Annotated in this window: 19 protein-coding genes; 7 read left to right on the top strand and 12 right to left on the bottom strand. The window is 62.6% G+C overall.

All coding sequences use genetic code 11. The features are described 5' to 3' along the window. Nucleotides 1-6: 6 nt before the first annotated feature. Nucleotides 7-348 (top strand): PTS fructose-like transporter subunit IIB, encoded by a 342-nt coding sequence (locus EDF75_RS04465; protein ID WP_095096154.1) that lies wholly within the window; start codon nt 7-9, stop codon nt 346-348. Between the two features lie 51 nt (nt 349-399). Here EDF75_RS04465 and EDF75_RS04460 read toward each other — a convergent pair whose 3' ends face one another. Then, nucleotides 400-1,167, bottom strand: a complete 768-nt coding sequence (locus EDF75_RS04460; protein WP_133597354.1) for a phytanoyl-CoA dioxygenase family protein — start codon at nt 1,165-1,167, stop codon at nt 400-402. 114 nt (nt 1,168-1,281) lie between these two features. Between EDF75_RS04460 and EDF75_RS27030 the strand changes: the two genes are divergently transcribed. Together EDF75_RS27030 and EDF75_RS04455 are read left to right on the top strand one after the other, a co-directional pair. Continuing rightward, nucleotides 1,282-1,422: a hypothetical protein gene (locus EDF75_RS27030; protein WP_166646117.1), complete on the top strand. Its 141-nt coding sequence runs from the start codon at nt 1,282-1,284 to the stop codon at nt 1,420-1,422. Then, the gene (locus tag EDF75_RS04455) at nt 1,419-2,252 is read left to right on the top strand and encodes a helix-turn-helix transcriptional regulator (protein WP_133597352.1); all 834 of its coding nucleotides are present in this window, start codon (nt 1,419-1,421) and stop codon (nt 2,250-2,252) included. The genes EDF75_RS27030 and EDF75_RS04455 overlap by 4 nt, the downstream gene beginning before the upstream one ends. Nucleotides 2,253-2,265: 13 nt before the next feature. Here EDF75_RS04455 and EDF75_RS04450 read toward each other — a convergent pair whose 3' ends face one another. The 8 genes from EDF75_RS04450 to hpxU form a co-directional block, all read right to left on the bottom strand. Further along, a complete protein-coding gene (locus EDF75_RS04450) occupies nt 2,266-3,165 on the bottom strand; it encodes a GGDEF domain-containing protein (RefSeq protein ID WP_133597351.1) in 900 nt (299 codons plus the stop codon). Nucleotides 3,166-3,463: 298 nt separating this feature from the next. Next, a complete protein-coding gene (gene hpxK, locus EDF75_RS04445) occupies nt 3,464-4,726 on the bottom strand; it encodes an allantoate amidohydrolase (protein ID WP_133597997.1) in 1,263 nt (420 codons plus the stop codon). Then, the gene (locus EDF75_RS04440; protein WP_133597349.1) at nt 4,723-5,964 is read right to left on the bottom strand and encodes a pyridoxal-phosphate-dependent aminotransferase family protein; all 1,242 of its coding nucleotides are present in this window, start codon (nt 5,962-5,964) and stop codon (nt 4,723-4,725) included. The genes hpxK and EDF75_RS04440 overlap by 4 nt, the downstream gene beginning before the upstream one ends. Nucleotides 5,965-5,974: 10 nt before the next feature. Next, a complete protein-coding gene (locus EDF75_RS04435) occupies nt 5,975-6,715 on the bottom strand; it encodes an amino acid ABC transporter ATP-binding protein (protein WP_133597347.1) in 741 nt (246 codons plus the stop codon). Next, the gene (locus EDF75_RS04430) at nt 6,696-7,352 is read right to left on the bottom strand and encodes an amino acid ABC transporter permease (RefSeq protein WP_166646134.1); all 657 of its coding nucleotides are present in this window, start codon (nt 7,350-7,352) and stop codon (nt 6,696-6,698) included. Before EDF75_RS04430 ends, EDF75_RS04435 begins: the two co-directional genes overlap by 20 nt. Then, complete coding sequence (locus EDF75_RS04425; protein ID WP_133597345.1) at nt 7,352-8,017, bottom strand: amino acid ABC transporter permease; 666 nt, start codon at nt 8,015-8,017, stop codon at nt 7,352-7,354. The genes EDF75_RS04430 and EDF75_RS04425 overlap by 1 nt, the downstream gene beginning before the upstream one ends. 9 nt (nt 8,018-8,026) lie before the next feature. Continuing rightward, a complete protein-coding gene (locus tag EDF75_RS04420) occupies nt 8,027-8,812 on the bottom strand; it encodes a transporter substrate-binding domain-containing protein (protein ID WP_133597343.1) in 786 nt (261 codons plus the stop codon). Nucleotides 8,813-9,026: 214 nt separating this feature from the next. Next, on the bottom strand, nt 9,027-9,866 hold the full coding sequence (gene hpxU, locus EDF75_RS04415) for a MurR/RpiR family transcriptional regulator HpxU (protein WP_133597342.1): 840 nt from the start codon (nt 9,864-9,866) through the stop codon (nt 9,027-9,029). A gap of 251 nt (nt 9,867-10,117) precedes the next feature. On the opposite strand from hpxU, the gene hpxW reads away from it, so the two are divergent. From hpxW to hpxZ, 4 genes are read left to right on the top strand one after another with little or no spacing between them, the layout of a single operon-like run. Continuing rightward, complete coding sequence (hpxW, locus tag EDF75_RS04410; RefSeq protein ID WP_133597340.1) at nt 10,118-11,701, top strand: oxamate amidohydrolase; 1,584 nt, start codon at nt 10,118-10,120, stop codon at nt 11,699-11,701. Between the two features lie 9 nt (nt 11,702-11,710). Next, entirely contained in the window at nt 11,711-11,899 is a 189-nt protein-coding gene (hpxX, locus tag EDF75_RS04405; RefSeq protein WP_045854760.1) for an oxalurate catabolism protein HpxX, read from the top strand. Then, on the top strand, nt 11,896-13,293 hold the full coding sequence (locus tag EDF75_RS04400) for an AtzE family amidohydrolase (protein ID WP_133597338.1): 1,398 nt from the start codon (nt 11,896-11,898) through the stop codon (nt 13,291-13,293). The genes hpxX and EDF75_RS04400 overlap by 4 nt, the downstream gene beginning before the upstream one ends. After that, on the top strand, nt 13,290-13,676 hold the full coding sequence (hpxZ, locus tag EDF75_RS04395) for an oxalurate catabolism protein HpxZ (RefSeq protein ID WP_123707362.1): 387 nt from the start codon (nt 13,290-13,292) through the stop codon (nt 13,674-13,676). The genes EDF75_RS04400 and hpxZ overlap by 4 nt, the downstream gene beginning before the upstream one ends. Nucleotides 13,677-13,727: 51 nt before the next feature. Here hpxZ and puuE read toward each other — a convergent pair whose 3' ends face one another. Genes puuE through EDF75_RS04380 form a run of 3 tightly spaced genes read right to left on the bottom strand, consistent with a single transcriptional unit; the run spans nt 13,728 to nt 16,150 of the window. Beyond that, nucleotides 13,728-14,672, bottom strand: coding sequence for an allantoinase PuuE (puuE, locus tag EDF75_RS04390; RefSeq protein WP_133597336.1), 945 nt, complete (start codon nt 14,670-14,672; stop codon nt 13,728-13,730). Between the two features lie 24 nt (nt 14,673-14,696). Next, the gene (hpxA, locus tag EDF75_RS04385; protein WP_133597334.1) at nt 14,697-15,434 is read right to left on the bottom strand and encodes an allantoin racemase; all 738 of its coding nucleotides are present in this window, start codon (nt 15,432-15,434) and stop codon (nt 14,697-14,699) included. Beyond that, complete coding sequence (locus EDF75_RS04380; protein WP_133597332.1) at nt 15,434-16,150, bottom strand: GntR family transcriptional regulator; 717 nt, start codon at nt 16,148-16,150, stop codon at nt 15,434-15,436. Before EDF75_RS04380 ends, hpxA begins: the two co-directional genes overlap by 1 nt. Nucleotides 16,151-16,260: the final 110 nt, after the last annotated feature.

Here is a 16,260-nt window from a genome sequence, read left to right as displayed (position 1 = left end):
GAGAATATGGAACTGAATATCGTAGCGGTGACCGCCTGCGTCAGCGGCGTGGCGCACACCTATATGGCGGCGGAACGTCTGGTCAAAGTCGCGCACCATGAAAAATGGCATATGAAAATTGAAACCCAGGGCGCATTAGGCGTTGAGAATAAGATTACCCCTGACGAAATTACCCACGCCGACGTGGTGCTGCTGGTGACAGATATTGAAATCGACGATGCGCAAAGGTTTATCGGCGTACGGACCATTAAAACCAGCATCAAAACTTTTTTACTTCAGCCGCAGCAGGTTATCGAGGCGGTGAAGTGCATCATGAAAAAACCGGTCGTCTATCTGGATATTCCCTGACCTTTCCTTCAGCAAAGGGCGGCTCCCCTGAACCGCCCTGACTTCGCTGGACTACTTCACATCAAGCAACCATTTTTGCGCCGGCGTCAGACGACTTGCCGTTTCAGGCCTGAGCCAGCGCTGCTGGTCCTGCTGCGGCGTATCTTGCCTGTCGATATAGAGACCGTGCAGCACGCGCCTTCTGCTGCCGATGTGATTGCAGGTGCCGCCGTGCCAGGTATGGGCGTTATAAATCATCACGCTTCCCGCTGGCGCGGCAAACACCACCTCGTCAGGATGCGGCAGCTCGGGGTCCTCCAGCACGTCCTCCGGCAGCTCCGGTCGCAGATGAGTGCCGGGAATAATGCGCGGCGCGCCATTTTCGGCGCTTAAATCGTCAATAGCCCAAATCGTATTTACCAGATGTACTTTCGGAAAATCCGGTCGCGGCTTTTTCCAGTCGGCATGCAGCGGCTGGCTGCCGCCGTTGAGCAACGCTTCCCGCGCGTTGAGGCTGGAAATCTTAAAATCGCCCTGAAAAATATACCGACAGGCGGAGAGGATCAGCGGATGAGCCCAGACTTTCTCCCAAATCACGCCCTTGTTAATCAGGTTGGCAATACGGGTCGCCGTCGCTTCCTGATGGTGTTCGATGGCGAGATTATCCCCCTCTTTCTCAACAATCTCGTCGATAAGGTCCCGCATCGCCTCCAGCCATTGCGGGTCGGCGACGCTATGCACCACGGTGTAGCCGAGGGTATTCAGCTCCTCTTTCATCTTTTCTGTAAGCGCAATATTGGCGCCAAGCGCATCCAGATATACGGCAGACTGATGTTCCATATTTATTTCCTTTAACCTTTCGATAACACGAAATAAACTTTAAACGGCGGCCGGCTGAAATACATGAGGCTAATCCTACGAAAAACTGGATATCCGTACGCGGGGGAGCAAACTGTGATTGCCATCAAAATCTCCGCATCCGCTGCCGTCCGCGGCGAAGCCGGCGCGCTGCAAGGTGATCCAACCGCGTCATTTATTTATAAAATATTTTATAATCAAAAGGATAATAGCTATCTTTCGGGGTTTAGAGGATGATTGCAGATCTGCCGGAAATTCTACATCGCCTGGTCAATCAGCAGGATACGCTGCAGATCAGATTCCCTGAGCCGGACGTATCGGTCCCTGAGCTGGCCTATAAAGTGCCCTTCCCTCGGCTGGAAATTGTGCTGGACGGCGAGCTAAGAGAGCGCGGTTTGCCGCTGTCTGATAGCCAGCTAACGCTATCGCAGGCGCTGTACGTGCAGGCAGGTAAATGGACGTTACCGGAGTGGACCGGCCCGGCGTCGACGCTGAGCATCCTGTTCGGCAGACAAAAGCTGGGATTCTGCATCCAGCGCTGGGATGGCAAGCAGCTGCACACGGAGAAGCAAAACGTCGCCCGACTGGGGCCTCGCGTCGGATCGTATTTGCTGTTAGCGCTGAATGAGATCTGCCTTCAGCCGGACCCGGTCACCGCCAGGCTGGTGGTGTCGGCGCTATTAAGCCATTGTCTTGAGCAGCTCGTCGGGCTTGAGATGCGGGTCAGCCGGAGCCGCGATCTGTTTTTGGCCGTCCAGGATTTTCTGGAGGACAATCTCAGCCAGCCCTTAACCCGGGAGTCGGTGGCGAAACGTTTCCATATTACCCCCAACTACCTCTCGCATATATTCCAGAAATCGGGCTCCGTCGGGTTTAACGAATATCTGACCAGCGTTCGGCTGGAAAAAGCCAAAAAGCTGCTGCGCGGCTATGATTTAAAGGTCAAAGAGATCGCCCATAACTGCGGTTTCGTCGACAGCAACTATTTTTGCCGGGTCTTTAAACGCTACACCGAGCGCTCCCCTTCAGAGTATCGTCGCCACTGCCGCAGCGCGCAGCAGGCGTAATTCCCGCCGCGCGTCAGGCCCACTCCACCCGGCCGCGGCCGTTATTTTTCGCCTTGTACAGCGCTTCATCCACTTTCTTGATAAACGTTTCCTGAGGCTCATCGCGGCCGCGCATGCCGACGCCGATACTCACCGACAGCGGGTAGTCGCTATTAATCAAAATGGTGCGGACATTCTCCAGAATCGACTGCGCCAGGCTGCGCACCTCTTCAGGCGACATCCCGTCAACGATAATGGCGAACTCTTCGCCGCCAATCCTCGCCGGCTGTATTTTATCGCTGGTTAATTTTGCCAGCTGCTTGCCGAGCGCAAACAGCACCTCATCGCCCATCAGGTGGCCGTAGGTGTCATTTATTTTCTTGAAGAAGTCGATATCGAGAATCATCAGCGCCAGCTGGTGGCCCTGCTTTTCGCGAATGGTATCGATAAAAAAGCGCCGGTTGGGCAGCTGGGTTAACTCATCCTTCAGCGATTGCGAGCGCGCGTCGACGTAGAGGATGTTAATGCGATCGATAATTTTGTAGATCCCGATAGTGGTCAGCAGCATGCCGGACAGGCGCAGCAGATCTTCGCAGTAGTAGCCCATCCATCGCGGCTGGACGAAAATCTCATCCATTAAATCGAAGGTGCCGCCGGCGATCCACAGCAGCAGCCCGTAGCGCACCCAGTTCACCGCCACGTGGCTCATTCTGACTTTTGCCGAATTCCACAGCATAAATACCAGAAACAGCAGGGCCAGCAGATCGATATAGAGTCCGGAATTGGTAAATATCACGTTCCAGGGGCCTAAGGGTTTTGAGATGAAAATACAGAGCGCCGATACGGCGATAATCACCAATAGCGCGGGCAGCAGGTTGGCCCGGGAAGCGACCAGCGGGGCCTTGGGAGGCAAATGTTTTTGTAAATCAGGCATTGGCATGTCTCTCAAACAACGTTGTCTCTCTCAAAACGCAGCATACCAGCCCGATGAGATTCGGCACATCAAAAAACCCGCACTGCGGCAGCGTAAATCAGGGGCACTAAGGGGGGAACCAACGGTGGAGGAAGAGAGTGGACTGACCCCGCGGAATTTTTCCAACTGACTACCAATCCATGGCGACGAGGTCAGTGCCGCGGATGGTATAGCGATCGCCTGCGGCATTTTTAGCATTTAGTGCTAATTTCTTTACACATCCCCCCGGCTTTCCCGTACCAACGCGGGGGGAAGAGCGTCAGGTCATATCGCTCAGGGCGAGGGTTGCCTGGCTAAACGCGGCGATCGCCAGCGCAACGTCCGCCGCCGTCACCGACTCTGCCGGATGATGGCTGACGCCGCCCTTGCAGCGGACAAACAGCATGCCTACCGGCCAGCGTTCGGCCATCGCGATGGCGTCGTGTCCGGCGCCGCTCGGCAGCGACAGGGAGCGATCCTGCACCCGGCACACGGCCGAACTTAGCACCTGCTGCAGTCGCTCATCGCAGGCGGTGGCCGCAATCCGGTAGAACTCCTCGCAGCCGAACTGCAGGCCGCGGCGGGCGGCAACCTTGCGCGCATCGTCGAGCAGCGCATTCAGCAGCGCCTCCAGCGGTTCTTCGTGCGGGCCGCGAATATCAAGGCTCAGCGTGACCTCGCCGGGGATCACGTTAACCGCCCCCGGCGCGCAGTGCAGGGTGCCCACCGTCGCCACGAGGTTGCCCCCCTGCTGGCGGGTACGGCTCTCAATCAGCGTCATCCATTCGGCGGCGGCGGCCAGCGCGTCCCGGCGGTGGCTCATCGGTACCGTCCCCGCATGGCCCGCCTCGCCGAGAAAACGGCAGTTCAGGCGGCGCGCGCCGTTGATGGCCTCAACCACGCCCAGCGCCAGCCCCTCCTGTTCGAGGCACGGCCCCTGCTCGATATGCAGCTCCAGATAGGCGGCAATCTCCTCCACCCGGCGGGCAGAATGCGCGACCCGCGTCGGATCGAGCCCGACCTGCGTCATCGCCTGCGCCACGCTGATGCCTCTGGCGTCAGTCTGCGCCAGCCAGTCCTCGGGCCAGGTGCCGGTCAACCCCCGGCTGCCGAGCAGGGTAATGCCGAAACGGGTCCCCTCCTCGTCGCAGAAGCCGACAATTTCAATCGCCCGCGCCGGCCGTCGCCCCTGCTGATAGAGGCTTTGTACGACCTCAATCGCCGTCAGCACCCCCAGCATGCCGTCGTAGCGCCCGGCGTTGCGGACGGTATCGAGATGCGAACCCAGCAAAATAGCCGCCGCTCCCTCCAGCTCACCTTCGTAGCGCCCGCAGATATTGCCGACGCTATCCTGCCAGACGCGCATCCCGGCTTCGCTCATCCAGCGGGCGACCTGCTGGTTAGCCTGCAGATGCTGCGGTGAAAGATAGACCCGGGTCAGCGCATCCGCGCTTTCGCTGATCGCGGCCAGCTCGTCGGCCCGCGCCATCACCCGCGCCGCGGCCTGCGCCCACTCCGCCTGCTGGCGTACCGCCTGGCTCATTGCGGCGTCTCGCTGCGGTAGTGATCCCATGCCGCCTGCATGCCGGCGCCCTGGGTGGTGGCAAACTTGAGGTGGTTCAGCACCGACTCGAGGGCGCTGAGGGTGGTCATCACGCAATCTTTGCGCGCGTTGTAGCCCATCGTGCCGATACGCCATACCTTGCCGTGCAGCGGGCCAAACGAGGTGCCAATCTCTATCGCGAAATCGTCGAGCATGATTTTACGCAGCTGGTCGCCGTTGATCCCCTGCGGGATAACTACCCCGAGGACGTTGTTCATCTTGTGCCTGAGGTCGCCGAAGGTCTCCAGCCCCATCGCCTGGATCCCCTTCAGCAGCGCATCGCCGTGCAGCTTATGCCGGGCAATGCCGTTATCCAGCCCCTCCTCAAGGATCAGGCGGGCGCATTCGCGGGCGGCGAACAGCGCCGAGGTGGCCTCGGTATGGTGGTTCAGGCGCTCCGGCCCCCAGTAGTCCATGATCATGCCCAGATCGAAGTAGTTGGAGTAGATAGCCTCATCAACGCCGTCGAGATGGGCCTCGGTGCGGATCCCCTCTTCAACGCACTTGCGGCGACGAATAGCCTCCTCCATCCGCGCGCTCAGGGTGACGGGCGAGGTCCCGGACGGGCCGCCAAGGCACTTCTGCATCCCCGCCGATACCGCATCCAGCCCCCAGGCATCGCTTTCGAGGGCGTTGCCGCCCAGCGACGCGGTGGCATCGGTATAGAACAGCACGTCGTAGCGGCGGCAGATTTCGCCCAGCTCGGCCAGCGGCTGCAGCATGGTGGTGGAGGTATCGCCCTGTACCGTTAGCAGCAGGCGCGGGCGTACGCGCCTGATCGCCTCTTCGATTTGGTCAGGGGTGAAGACTTCGCCCCACGGCACCTCAATGGTATGGACCTCGGCGCGGCAGCGGCGGGCGATTTCACACAGCAGGTGGCCGAAGCGGCCAAATACCGGTACCAGTACCCTGTCGCCGGGGCGGATGGCGGAGACCAGAATCGCCTCGATGCCGGCGCGCGAGGTGCCGTCTACCAGCATCGTCCAGCGGTTATCGGTGCGAAACACGCCGCGATACAGGGCCATCACTTCGTTCATATAGTGGGTCATCGCCGGGTCATACTGGCCGATAAGCTGGCTCGACATGGCGCGCAGCACGCGCGGGTCGGCGTTGATCGGTCCCGGCCCCATCAGCAGGCGCGGCGGCGGGTTGATTTGCGAAAACTGAGTGATATCCATCGTTAATTCCTTATTGATTTAAGCCGCGCACGGAGGAGATAAACTGCTTCAGCTCGAGGGTCTGCGGGTTGGCGAACAGCGTCTTGCTGTCGCCCTGCTCCCAGACGCGTCCCTGATGCATAAACACCACGCGGTCGCCCACTTCACGGGCAAAATTCATTTCATGGGTCACGAGGATCAGCGTCATCCCTTCGGCGGCCAGCTGCTCAAGAACCTTGAGCACTTCGCCCACCAGCTCGGGGTCCAGCGCCGAGGTTATCTCGTCGCAGAGCAGAACCTTCGGCGACATCGCCAGCGCCCGGGCGATCGCCACCCGCTGCTGCTGGCCGCCGGAAAGATTGGCCGGATAGTAGTCCAGGCGGTCGCCGAGCCCCACTTTTTCCAGCATCTGCCGCGCCAGCTCGCGACATTCGGCGGCGCTCTTTTTCAGCACCCGCCGCGGGGCCAGCATCACGTTTTCCAGCGCCGTCATGTGCGGGAACAGGTTAAAGTTCTGGAACACCATCCCAATGGAGCGGCTGATTTCGCGGGCCTGCGAATCGCGGTCGGTAATGGTCATCCCGCCGAGCTTAATGCTGCCGTCCTGATACCCTTCCAGGCCGTTGATGCAGCGCAGCAGCGTGCTTTTCCCCGACCCGCTGCGGCCGATAATCGAGATAACTTCGCCCATATCGATATCCAGATCGACGCCTTTGAGCACGTGGTTGTCGCCGTAGTACTTCTGCATCTGATTAATGGTGATGAGAGGCATTGAATTTGTTCTCCAGATAGCGGCTGTAGCGGGACAGCGGGTAGCACAGAATGAAGTAGCCCAGCGCCACCAGCGCAAAGACCTTAAACGGCTGGTAGGTGACGTTGGTCAGCATCGTCCCGGCCTTGGTCAGCTCGACGAAGCCGATAATCGACGCCAGGGCGGTACCTTTGATCACCTGCACCGCGAAGCCCACCGTCGGGGCAATGGCGATGCGCAGCGCCTGGGGTGCAACGACCCGGCACAGCGTCTGGGTGAAGCTCAGCCCCAGGCAGCGCGAGGCCTCCCACTGCCCTTTCGGCAGCGCGCGGATGCTGCCGAACCAGATATCGAGTAAAAAGGCGCTGGTATAGAAGGTCAGCGCCATCGACGCGGCGGTCCACGGCGAGACGTCGATGCCGAACAGCGCCACGCCGAAGAAGGCCAAAAACAGCTGCATTAATAGCGGCGTTCCCTGGAACAGCTCAACGTAGCCGCGGATCAGCCGCCTGACCTGGCGCCCGCCGGTGAGGCGCAGCAGCAGCAGCGGCAGCGTCACCAGCGCGCCACCGAGAAACGCCACCAGCGACAGCAGCACCGTCCAGCGCCCGGCCAGCAGCAGATTGCGGATAATGTCCCAGTCGGTAAAGGTGGCCATCATGCCCGTACTCCCAGCCATTTTCGCCCCGCTGCCATCAGCAGCTGGCGCATTGTTATCGACAGCACCAGGTAGATCCCCGTGGTGACCAGATAGACCTCAAAGCTGAGGAAGGTTCGCGACTGGATCAGGTTCGCCGCGAAGGTCAGCTCCTCATAGGAAACCTGCGAAACCACCGACGATCCCAGCATCACGATGATGCACTGGCTCACCAGCGCCGGATAAATCCGCTGCAGCGCCGGCGGCAGAACCACCTGAATAAAGGTCTGCGTGCGGCTCAGCCCCAGCACGCGCCCGGCCTCCCACTGCCCTCTGGGAGTCACCTGAATCCCGGCGCGCACGATCTCGGTACTGTAGGCCCCGAGGTTGATCACCATCGCCAGCAGCGCGGCCTCGCCGGCGGTCATCTTTAAGCCCAGGTTGGGCAGGCCAAAGACGATAAAAAACAGCTGCACTACGAACGGCGTATTGCGAATCAGCTCCACGTAGCCGCCCCAGATGCGGCTGAACCACGTCGCCCGCCCGCTGCGGATGGCGGCGCCGAAAATGCCTATCGCCAGGCCGCCCGCCGTCGCCAGCACCGTCAGCTGCACGGTAACCCACAGTCCCGCCAGCAGCTCTGGCCAGTGCGGCCAGAGCTCAGAAAAATGAAGTTGCTCCGTCATTCGCAGACCCTATGCGCCAAAGCCTGCGGGCAGCGGCGCTTTCAGCCACTGCTGCGACAGCGCGTTGAGCGTGCCGTCCTTAACTCCCTGCTCAATCAGCGCGTCCACCTTCTCCTTCAGCGCCGGCTCGTTCTTTTTCAGGCCGATAAAGCACGGCGAATCTTTCAGCATAAAGCTCGGTACCGGCGCCTTCTGCGCATTTTGCCGGGAGATAGCCGCCACCACGAGGTTGCCGGTCGCCAGGTACTGCACCTGCCCCGAGAGGTAGGCTGACAGCGTGGTGTTATTATCCTCGTAGCGCTTGATCTGCGCCTCTTTCGGCGCCAGCTCGCTCAGCACCATGTCCTCCACCGCGCCGCGGGTGACGCCGACGGTTTTCCCGCTCAGCGCCGCCGCATCCTTCAGCTCGGCCCCCTTCGGCCCGAAGACGCCGAGGAAGAACGGCGCGTAGGCGCGGCTGAAATCAATCACCTTCTCGCGCTCCGCATTCTTGCCGAGGCTGGAGATAACCAGATCCACTTTATCGGTTTGCAGGTAAGGCACCCGGTTGGCGCTGGTTACCGGCACCAGCTGCAGCCTGAGCTTCATCTGCTTCGCCAGGTAGCGCGCCATATCGATGTCATAGCCCTGGGGCTGGAGATCGGTGCCCACCGAGCCAAACGGCGGGAAATCCTGCGGCACCGCGATACGGATAACCCCGCGCTTTTCGATATCCTGCAGCTGGTCGGCTCTGGCCGCGCTCATTTGCGTAAACAGACAGGCGGCCCCGGCCAGTGCGATCAACAGTTTTTTCATGATGTTTACCCGTTACGTTAGTATGAAACAAAAGATTCTTTAAATAAACTTTTGCAACTAATGTGCCAGATATGCGCCGCGCCGCTGCCGAGGCGGAAGATGCCATAAAAGAGTGATGAAACAAGGAAGAGAGAGAGAATGCGCGGCAATCTCGCCTTCTCTCACCGCCGGAAATCCGCACTAAAATAATGCAAAGCACCAGACTGACGCCCCATTATCGCTGCTCGAGCTCGTCCAGCTGCTGATAAAGGGTGGCGATTTCGTGAATGCGCGGGCGGCCCTTATCGAGGATCTCATGCAGAAAAGCGTTGGCCAGCAGGTTGATCAGGCTGTTGACCGAGGCGTAGCTATCGTAGGCCGAGACGCTATCGAGCGGCGCGCAGAGCTGCCAGCACGCCAGCGGAAACAGGCCGTGCGCCTGCGGCTCGCACATCAGCAGCACCGGCACACCGCGGGCCTGGAGCTGCTGCAGCAGCGGCCGAATAAGCCGCGGGCGGCGGCGAAAGGCCATCACCACCACCACGTCCCTGGCCGACAGATCCACCAGCTCCTCGCTCAGGCTTTGCCCCGGCTGGGGCAGCACCTGCACCTGACCGCGCGCCTGCAGCAGCTGCTGGCGCAGGTGCAGCGCCGCCGGATAGGCGTTGCGCATGCCGACGATGACCACCCGTTCGGCGCTCACCATCGCGTTAATCGCTTCGGCAAACTGGCGCGCGTCGAGGTCGTTGACCCACTGGGTCAGGTTGGCCATCTCCTGCTTATAATGGCGCGCCAGCAGCGTGTTGCCCTGCACCGCGTCGCGGTTATCGGTCAGCGGCATCCCGCTCTGGCGCAGGGTGCGCAGCTCGTCGCGCATATCCTTATACTTCTCGTAGCCCAGCCGCTTGAACAGGCGGCTCACCGTCGCTTTCGACACCCCGCTCAGCTGCGCCAGCTCGGCGCTGTTGTAGCTGATCAGGTCATCAAAGTGATCGAAAATAAAATCCGCCACCCGCTGCTCCTGGGGCGACAGGGAGGCGTACTGCCCTTTGAGTCGTTCATCAAGCTGTTGCATAAGGCCCCTGTAACTTTTGTTTCATCGCACTATACCCGTCATACTCCACCTTGCCTATGCGCTGGCGATGCGTCTCGCGCTGTTGTCGCTATTTATGCCCGATCTGCGGCGCGCATGACGTTGAATACCCTTCCTTTCACGATGCGTGCCACTCCGGCAAAAAGCGCCGGCGGCAGGGAATGAAACTTTGGGTTCAGAAGTGGAACGGCTTTTGCACTCTGAGAGAATACATCGCGTCACGAGGACAACGAATGCACAGTCATGTATCCACCCGCGGGATGGCGGTCGCCCCCCATCACCTGGCCAGCCAAAGCGCGCTTGCCGTGCTGCGCGAAGGCGGAAGCGCAATCGAAGCAATGGTCGCCGCGGCGGCCACCATCGCCGTGGTTTATCCCCATATGAACGGGCTCGGCGGCGACGGCTTCTGGCTCATCGTCCCGCCGGAAGGGGAACCGATCGCAATCGACGCCAGCGGCGCGGCGGGCTCGGGGGCGACGCTGGAGGCCTATTCCGACCTGCAGCAGATCCCGCACCGCGGCCCGCGCGCCGCGCTGACCGTCGCCGGCACCGTCAGCGGCTGGGACGAAGCGCTCCGGGTGTCGCGCTCCCTGAGCGGCAAGGCGCTGCCGCTGGCGCGTCTGCTGGAAGACGCTATCGGCTACGCCAGCGGCGGGATTCCGGTCACCGAATCCCAGGCCAGCGCCACCGCCGGCAAGCTTGATGAACTCCGCTCGCTGCCGGGATTTGCCGAAACCTTTCTGGTTGACGGCCAGCCGCCGATTGCCGGCAGCCGCTTTCACCAGCCCGCGCTGGCCAACACTCTCAGGCGGCTGGTCAACGAGGGGCTGGACAGCTTCTATCGCGGCCCGCTGGCTGAAACCCTGGCCGAGGGCATGGCGCAGTACGGGCTGCCCGTCACCCTCGACGATCTCCGCCAGCACCGTGCCCGCCGCCCTGCGCCGCTCAAACTGACCCATCGGCACGGCGAGCTGTGGAACCTCGCGCCGCCGACCCAGGGGCTGGTGTCGCTGGCGATTCTCGGCATTACCGACCGCCTGGCGATGGCCGAGGCCGACGAGGCGATGACCGTCCACCGCATCGTCGAGGCCACCAAGCTGGCCTTTAGCCTGCGCGACGCCCATATCACCGACCCGCGCCACCTTGATGTCGATATTCAAAGCCTGCTGGAACCGGCGGCGCTGCAGGCGCTGGCCGAGCGGGTCAGCGACCGGCAGGCCGCCCCGTGGGGCGCCGGCAAAGGTCCCGGCGATACCGTATGGATGGGGGTTATGGACGACAGCGGGCTGGCGGTCTCCTTTATTCAGAGTATCTACCACGAGTTCGGCAGCGGCGTGGTGCTGCCGGAGAGCGGAATTGTCTGGCAGAACCGCGGCGCCTCGTTCAGCCTCGATCCGCAGCATCTTCTGGCGCTGGCCCCCGGCAAGCAGCCGTTCCATACCCTTAATCCGGCGGCGGCCCGCCTCAGCGACGGCCGGGTAATGGTGTACGGCTCGATGGGCGGCGACGGCCAGCCGCAAACTCAGGCCGCCCTTTTTACCCGCTATATCCTGCAGGGGGTGCCGCTGCAGGAGAGCATCTCCCGGCCGCGCTGGCTGCTGGGCCGCACCTGGGGACAAACCTCCGACTCGCTGAAGCTGGAGGGTCGCTTTACGCCGCAGAGCGTCGCCCGCCTGCGGGCGCTGGGGCATGAGGTCGAAGTGCTGGACGATTTCAGCGAGGCCATGGGCCACGCCGGCGCCATCGTCCGTCATCCGAATGGCCTCTTCGAAGGGGCATCCGATCCGCGCAGCAACGGCTCAGCCGCCGGTTATTAGGAGTTCAGCATGCAAAAAGTGACGCCCGACTGGAGCACGTACCTGGCACAAATGGAGCAGATCCTCGGCCTGGAGCTGGATGAAGCCCGCCGCGCCGAGCTTCAGCTGCAGTTCAGCCGCATCGCCGCCATGGCCGAACCGCTGATGGCCTTCCCCCTCGACGAACGCCTGGAAATCGCCGGAGTGTATAAAGCATGACGCTTAACCAAATGACGATTAGCGAGATCCAGCGCGCCCTGCAGGCCGGGGAACTCAGCGCCCGGGAGATCGCCCGCCGGACCCTCGACGACATTGCGCGGATCAACCCGCACATCAACGCCTGGACCACGGTGACGGAGGCGCGAATGCTCGCCGAAGCGGACAGCATTGATACCCTGCGCCGGGGCAAGCAGCCGCTGCCGCCGCTGGCCGGAGTCCCCTACGCGGTAAAGAATCTGTTCGACGTCTCCGGACAGACCACCCTCGCCGGCGCCCGGCTGTTTAGCGAACGCGCCCCCGCCGCGGCCGACGGCTGGGCGGTGCGCCAGCTCCACGCCGCCGGCGGGCTGCTGTCAGGGATGCTGAATATGGACGCCTACGCCTACGGCTTTACCACCGAAAATAGCCACTACGGCGCGACGCGTAACCCGCACGACCTGGCGCGCATCGCCGGCGGCTCGTCCGGCGGTTCGGCGGCGGCGGTAGCGGCCGGGCTGGTGCAGTTCGCGCTGGGCAGCGATACCAACGGCTCCATCCGCGTGCCGGCCTCCTTATGCGGTATTTTTGGCCTCAAGCCGACCTTTGGCCGCCTGTCGCGATCCGGCAGCCATCCGTTTGTCGCCAGCCTCGACCACATCGGCCCCCTCGCCCGCAGCGTCGGCGACCTCGCCGCGGTCTACGATGCGCTGCAGGGGCGCGATCCCGGCGACGGTTTCCAGGCCGATAAGGCCAGCGAGCGCACCAGCAACCTGCTGCCGCGCGGTCTGGAAGGCCTGCGCTGCGCGGTGCTCGGCGGCTATTTTAGCCGCTGGTGCGATGACGACGCCCGCGCCGCCGTCGCCCGGGTAGCGCAGGCCCTCGACGCCCGTGAAGAGCTGCTGTTCCCCGAGGCCGAGCTCTCCCGCTCGGCGGCGTTTATCATCAGCGCCTCCGAGGGCGGCAACCACTACCTGCCCGCGCTGCGCCGCGAGCCGGAGCGCTTCGAACCCCACTCCCGGGAGCGGCTGCTGGCCGGGGCGATGGTCCCGGCCAGCTGGTATATTCAGGCCCAGCGCTTTCGCCGCCACGCCCGGCAGGCGTTTCAGGCGCTGTTTGCTCACGCCGATATTCTGATCGCGCCGGCAACGCCGCGCAGCGCCACGCTCATCGGCGAGCAGACCATGGAGATCAACGGCCAGCAGCTGCCGGTCCGCGCCAGCATGGGGATGCTCACCCAGCCCATCTCCTTCGTCGGGCTGCCGGTCACCACGGTGCCGCTGCGCAGCGCCTCCGGGCGGCCGATTGGCCTGCAGCTGATCGCCGCCCCGTTTAATGAACAGGCCTGCCTGCGGGCAGCGCGCGTACTGGAAGAGATGGGGCTTACCGATGCCAGCCCTGCGGAGGTAATAGCATGATCGATCAGGATAATATCAACCGGCCTCGCGTTCTGGCCGAGGTGACGGCCGCCTTTTATCGCTATGAAGAGGCGCTGGTCAGCAACAACGTCGCGGTGCTCGACGAGCTGTTCTGGGAGGATAAGCGCACGGTGCGCCTCGGCGCCGGGGAAAATCTCTACGGCGCCGACGAGATCCGTGCCTTTCGCGCCGCCCGCCCGGCGGCCGGACTCCAGCGCGAGCTGCGCCACACTGTCATCACCAGCTTCGGCGAGGATTACGCGGTCTGCAGCACCGAGTTCACCCGCGAGGGCAGCGATCGCGTGGGCCGCCAGCAGCAGACCTGGGTGCGCTTTCCCTTCGGCTGGCGCATTGTCGCCGCTCAGGTAAGCCTGATGAGCTAACGAAAACGGCCGGTACAACCGGACCGGAGCAGGCTCCGGTCCGGCCATCGGCTAGCGGCGAAACGGATACGCCTCCCGCCAGCGGTCGGCAATCTGCTGGCGGGTGCAGACCCACACCTGCTCATGCTGCTGGACGTAATCAAGGAAGCGCTGCAGGGCCCGGAAGCGCCCCGGGCGGCCCAGCAGGCGGCAGTGCATGCCGACAGACATCATCTTCGGCGCCTCGCGCCCCTCTTCATACAGCACGTCAAAGCTATCTTTGAGGTAGGTATAAAACTGCTCCGCGGTATTGAACCCCTGCGCGGTGGCAAAACGCATGTCGTTGGTATCGAGGGTATAGGGCACGATCAGGTGCGGCCTGCGTGAACCGTCGCCGCACGGCACCTCGACCCAAAACGGCAGATCGTCGCCGTAGTAGTCGCTGTCGTAATCAAAGCCGCCGTGCTCGACCACCAGCCGGCGAGTGTTGGGGCTGTCGCGCCCGGTGTACCAGCCGGTGGGCGGCCTGCCGAAGAGATCGGTTAACACCTGCACCGCCTGCTGCAGATGCGCGCGCTCGGTCTCGATATCCATATGCTGATAGTGGATCCAGCGCCAGCCGTGGCTGACCACGTCGTAGTTGGCGGCCTTAATCGCCGCCACGATCTCGGGATGCCGCGCCAGCGCCATCGCCACGCCGAATACGGTCAGCGGCAGCCCGCGCTGGCTGAACTCGCGGTGAATGCGCCAGAATCCGGCGCGGCTGCCGTACTCGTACAGCGAGTCCATCGACATATGTCGGTCAGGGTAGCTGGCGGCGCCGATAATGTCGGAGAGAAACTGCTCGGAGCCCGCGTCGCCGTGCAGGACGTGGTTTTCTGCCCCCTCTTCATAGTTTAAAACAAACTGTACGGCGATACGCGCATTCTGCGGCCACGGCGCGCGCGGCGTCTGGCCGGCATAGCCGCGCAGATCGCGAGGGTAATCCTGATTACAAAGCGCTGACTGCTGATCCATCTCCCACCTCTTTACTCATCACCATCAGTTAAATGACTGAAACCTGCCGCCTAAATCTTTCGCTTCCGGGAAGGCCAGGTCGCCCTGCTTGCTGGTCGACAGGCCGAGCGCCACCAGCGACTCGACCATTTTTACCGCCGCGCTGACGCCGTCGATGACCGGCACCCGCAGCTCGCGAGTGAGCTCCTGCGCCAGCGTCGCCATCCCGCCGCAGCCCAGCACAATCGCCCCGCAGCCGTCCTCCTTCAGCGCCTGAACGCAGCGCTGACGTACCTGCTCCTGCGCTCGGCCGCTGCCGTCTTCCAGCGCCAGCACCGGCAGATCGATGGCGTGCAGCCCGGCGCAGTGGTGGTAGAAGCCATACTGGTGCAGCAGGTGGCGGGCGATAATCAGCGTACGCGGCAGCGTGGTGACGATGGAAAAGCGGGTGGCGATCAGGGTGGCCATATGCATCGCCGCCTCGGCGATGCCGACCACCGGCCCCTGCGCCAGCTCGCGCGCCGCCAGCAGCCCCGGATCGCCAAAGCAGGCGATCACGTGACCCGAGACCCCCTGCTGGCGCCCGGCCTTAATTTGTTCGAGCACCCCGACCGCGGCGATGGCTTCATCGAAGTGCCCTTCGATGGAGGGCACGCCCTCCGTCGGGCAGACCGCCAGAATCTCGGTCCCCGGCGCGGCCGCCGCCCGCGCGGCGGCGCCGATGGTCTCGGTCATGGCGCGGCTGGTGTTGGGATTGATCACTTGTATACAAACAGAGGACATTACGACTCCTTGTAGCCGGCAAACAGCCGGGCGAAATCGGGCAGGGAAACGCCCGCGGTGTCAAAGCGCAGGCTGGCAACGATATGGGCAAAGTGGTGGGTCAGCGCCTCGCTCAGCGGCTGCAGCTCCCCGGCGCGCAGCAGCCCGACCAGCTGCCCGTGATCGTCGCAGCGGCAGCCCTGTCGCCACGGCGATCCCCATGCCGCAACGGCTAATGACGAGCGCTGGCTCAGGCGGGTGACCATCTCGGTAAGCACCTGATTGGCGGAGATCGCCTGCAGCTGAATATGGAATTCGGCGGAGTAGCGGATCGCCGCCGGGCCGTTGCAGGCCTCATGCGCCTGCTGCTCCTGGCGAATAATCGCCTCCAGCGCCGCCAGATGCGGCGGCCGGCAGCGGGCCAGCACGTCGGGCAGGTTGGCGACCTCCAGCAGCTCGCGGGTGCGGAAGATCTCCCGCGCCTCTTCTTCCGTGGGGCTGGCAACCTGTGCACCACGCTTGGGCGTCAGGGTGACCATTTGCACAGCGGCGAGTCGCTGCAGCACCTTGCGGATCCCCGTGCGGCTGACGCCAAAGACCTCCGCCAGCGCCTCTTCCGGCAGCTTGCTGCCCGGCGGCAGCTGGTGTTCAACGATGGCGGTCATCAGCGCCTGATAGATGGCTTCATCCTTGTCCTGCAGGCCTGGCGCGGCATGCAGACTATTTTCGTGACTCATTAACCGGCTCCGTATTCACTTTTCGATATCAGACTGTATACATAAAAATTAAATATTGCATACAAGATTAACTATTTTGGCCTAATTCCTGCAACAGCCTCAGCAATCCA

Source organism: Klebsiella sp. BIGb0149 (genome assembly GCF_004362605.1).
GTDB classification, from domain to species: domain Bacteria; phylum Pseudomonadota; class Gammaproteobacteria; order Enterobacterales; family Enterobacteriaceae; genus Klebsiella; species Klebsiella terrigena.
Note: the sequence above shows the minus strand (reverse complement) of the source record. Positions and strands in the feature narration are given on the sequence as shown.

What these genes read in the sequence shown, in the direction of transcription:
- EDF75_RS04460 (WP_133597354.1), bottom strand. Translation starts at nt 1,167, where the DNA reads ATGGAACATCAGTCTGCCGTATATCTGGATGCGCTTGGCGCCAATATT.
- hpxA (WP_133597334.1), bottom strand. Translation starts at nt 15,434, where the DNA reads ATGTCCTCTGTTTGTATACAAGTGATCAATCCCAACACCAGCCGCGCC.
- hpxX (WP_045854760.1), top strand. Translation starts at nt 11,711, where the DNA reads ATGCAAAAAGTGACGCCCGACTGGAGCACGTACCTGGCACAAATGGAG.
- EDF75_RS04425 (WP_133597345.1), bottom strand. Translation starts at nt 8,017, where the DNA reads ATGACGGAGCAACTTCATTTTTCTGAGCTCTGGCCGCACTGGCCAGAG.
- EDF75_RS04440 (WP_133597349.1), bottom strand. Translation starts at nt 5,964, where the DNA reads ATGGATATCACTCAGTTTTCGCAAATCAACCCGCCGCCGCGCCTGCTG.
- puuE (WP_133597336.1), bottom strand. Translation starts at nt 14,672, where the DNA reads ATGGATCAGCAGTCAGCGCTTTGTAATCAGGATTACCCTCGCGATCTG.
- EDF75_RS04380 (WP_133597332.1), bottom strand. Translation starts at nt 16,150, where the DNA reads ATGAGTCACGAAAATAGTCTGCATGCCGCGCCAGGCCTGCAGGACAAG.
- hpxZ (WP_123707362.1), top strand. Translation starts at nt 13,290, where the DNA reads ATGATCGATCAGGATAATATCAACCGGCCTCGCGTTCTGGCCGAGGTG.
- EDF75_RS04430 (WP_166646134.1), bottom strand. Translation starts at nt 7,352, where the DNA reads ATGGCCACCTTTACCGACTGGGACATTATCCGCAATCTGCTGCTGGCC.
- EDF75_RS04400 (WP_133597338.1), top strand. Translation starts at nt 11,896, where the DNA reads ATGACGCTTAACCAAATGACGATTAGCGAGATCCAGCGCGCCCTGCAG.
- EDF75_RS04435 (WP_133597347.1), bottom strand. Translation starts at nt 6,715, where the DNA reads ATGCCTCTCATCACCATTAATCAGATGCAGAAGTACTACGGCGACAAC.
- EDF75_RS04455 (WP_133597352.1), top strand. Translation starts at nt 1,419, where the DNA reads ATGATTGCAGATCTGCCGGAAATTCTACATCGCCTGGTCAATCAGCAG.
- EDF75_RS04450 (WP_133597351.1), bottom strand. Translation starts at nt 3,165, where the DNA reads ATGCCTGATTTACAAAAACATTTGCCTCCCAAGGCCCCGCTGGTCGCT.
- hpxW (WP_133597340.1), top strand. Translation starts at nt 10,118, where the DNA reads ATGCACAGTCATGTATCCACCCGCGGGATGGCGGTCGCCCCCCATCAC.
- EDF75_RS04465 (WP_095096154.1), top strand. Translation starts at nt 7, where the DNA reads ATGGAACTGAATATCGTAGCGGTGACCGCCTGCGTCAGCGGCGTGGCG.
- hpxK (WP_133597997.1), bottom strand. Translation starts at nt 4,726, where the DNA reads ATGAGCCAGGCGGTACGCCAGCAGGCGGAGTGGGCGCAGGCCGCGGCG.
- hpxU (WP_133597342.1), bottom strand. Translation starts at nt 9,866, where the DNA reads ATGCAACAGCTTGATGAACGACTCAAAGGGCAGTACGCCTCCCTGTCG.
- EDF75_RS04420 (WP_133597343.1), bottom strand. Translation starts at nt 8,812, where the DNA reads ATGAAAAAACTGTTGATCGCACTGGCCGGGGCCGCCTGTCTGTTTACG.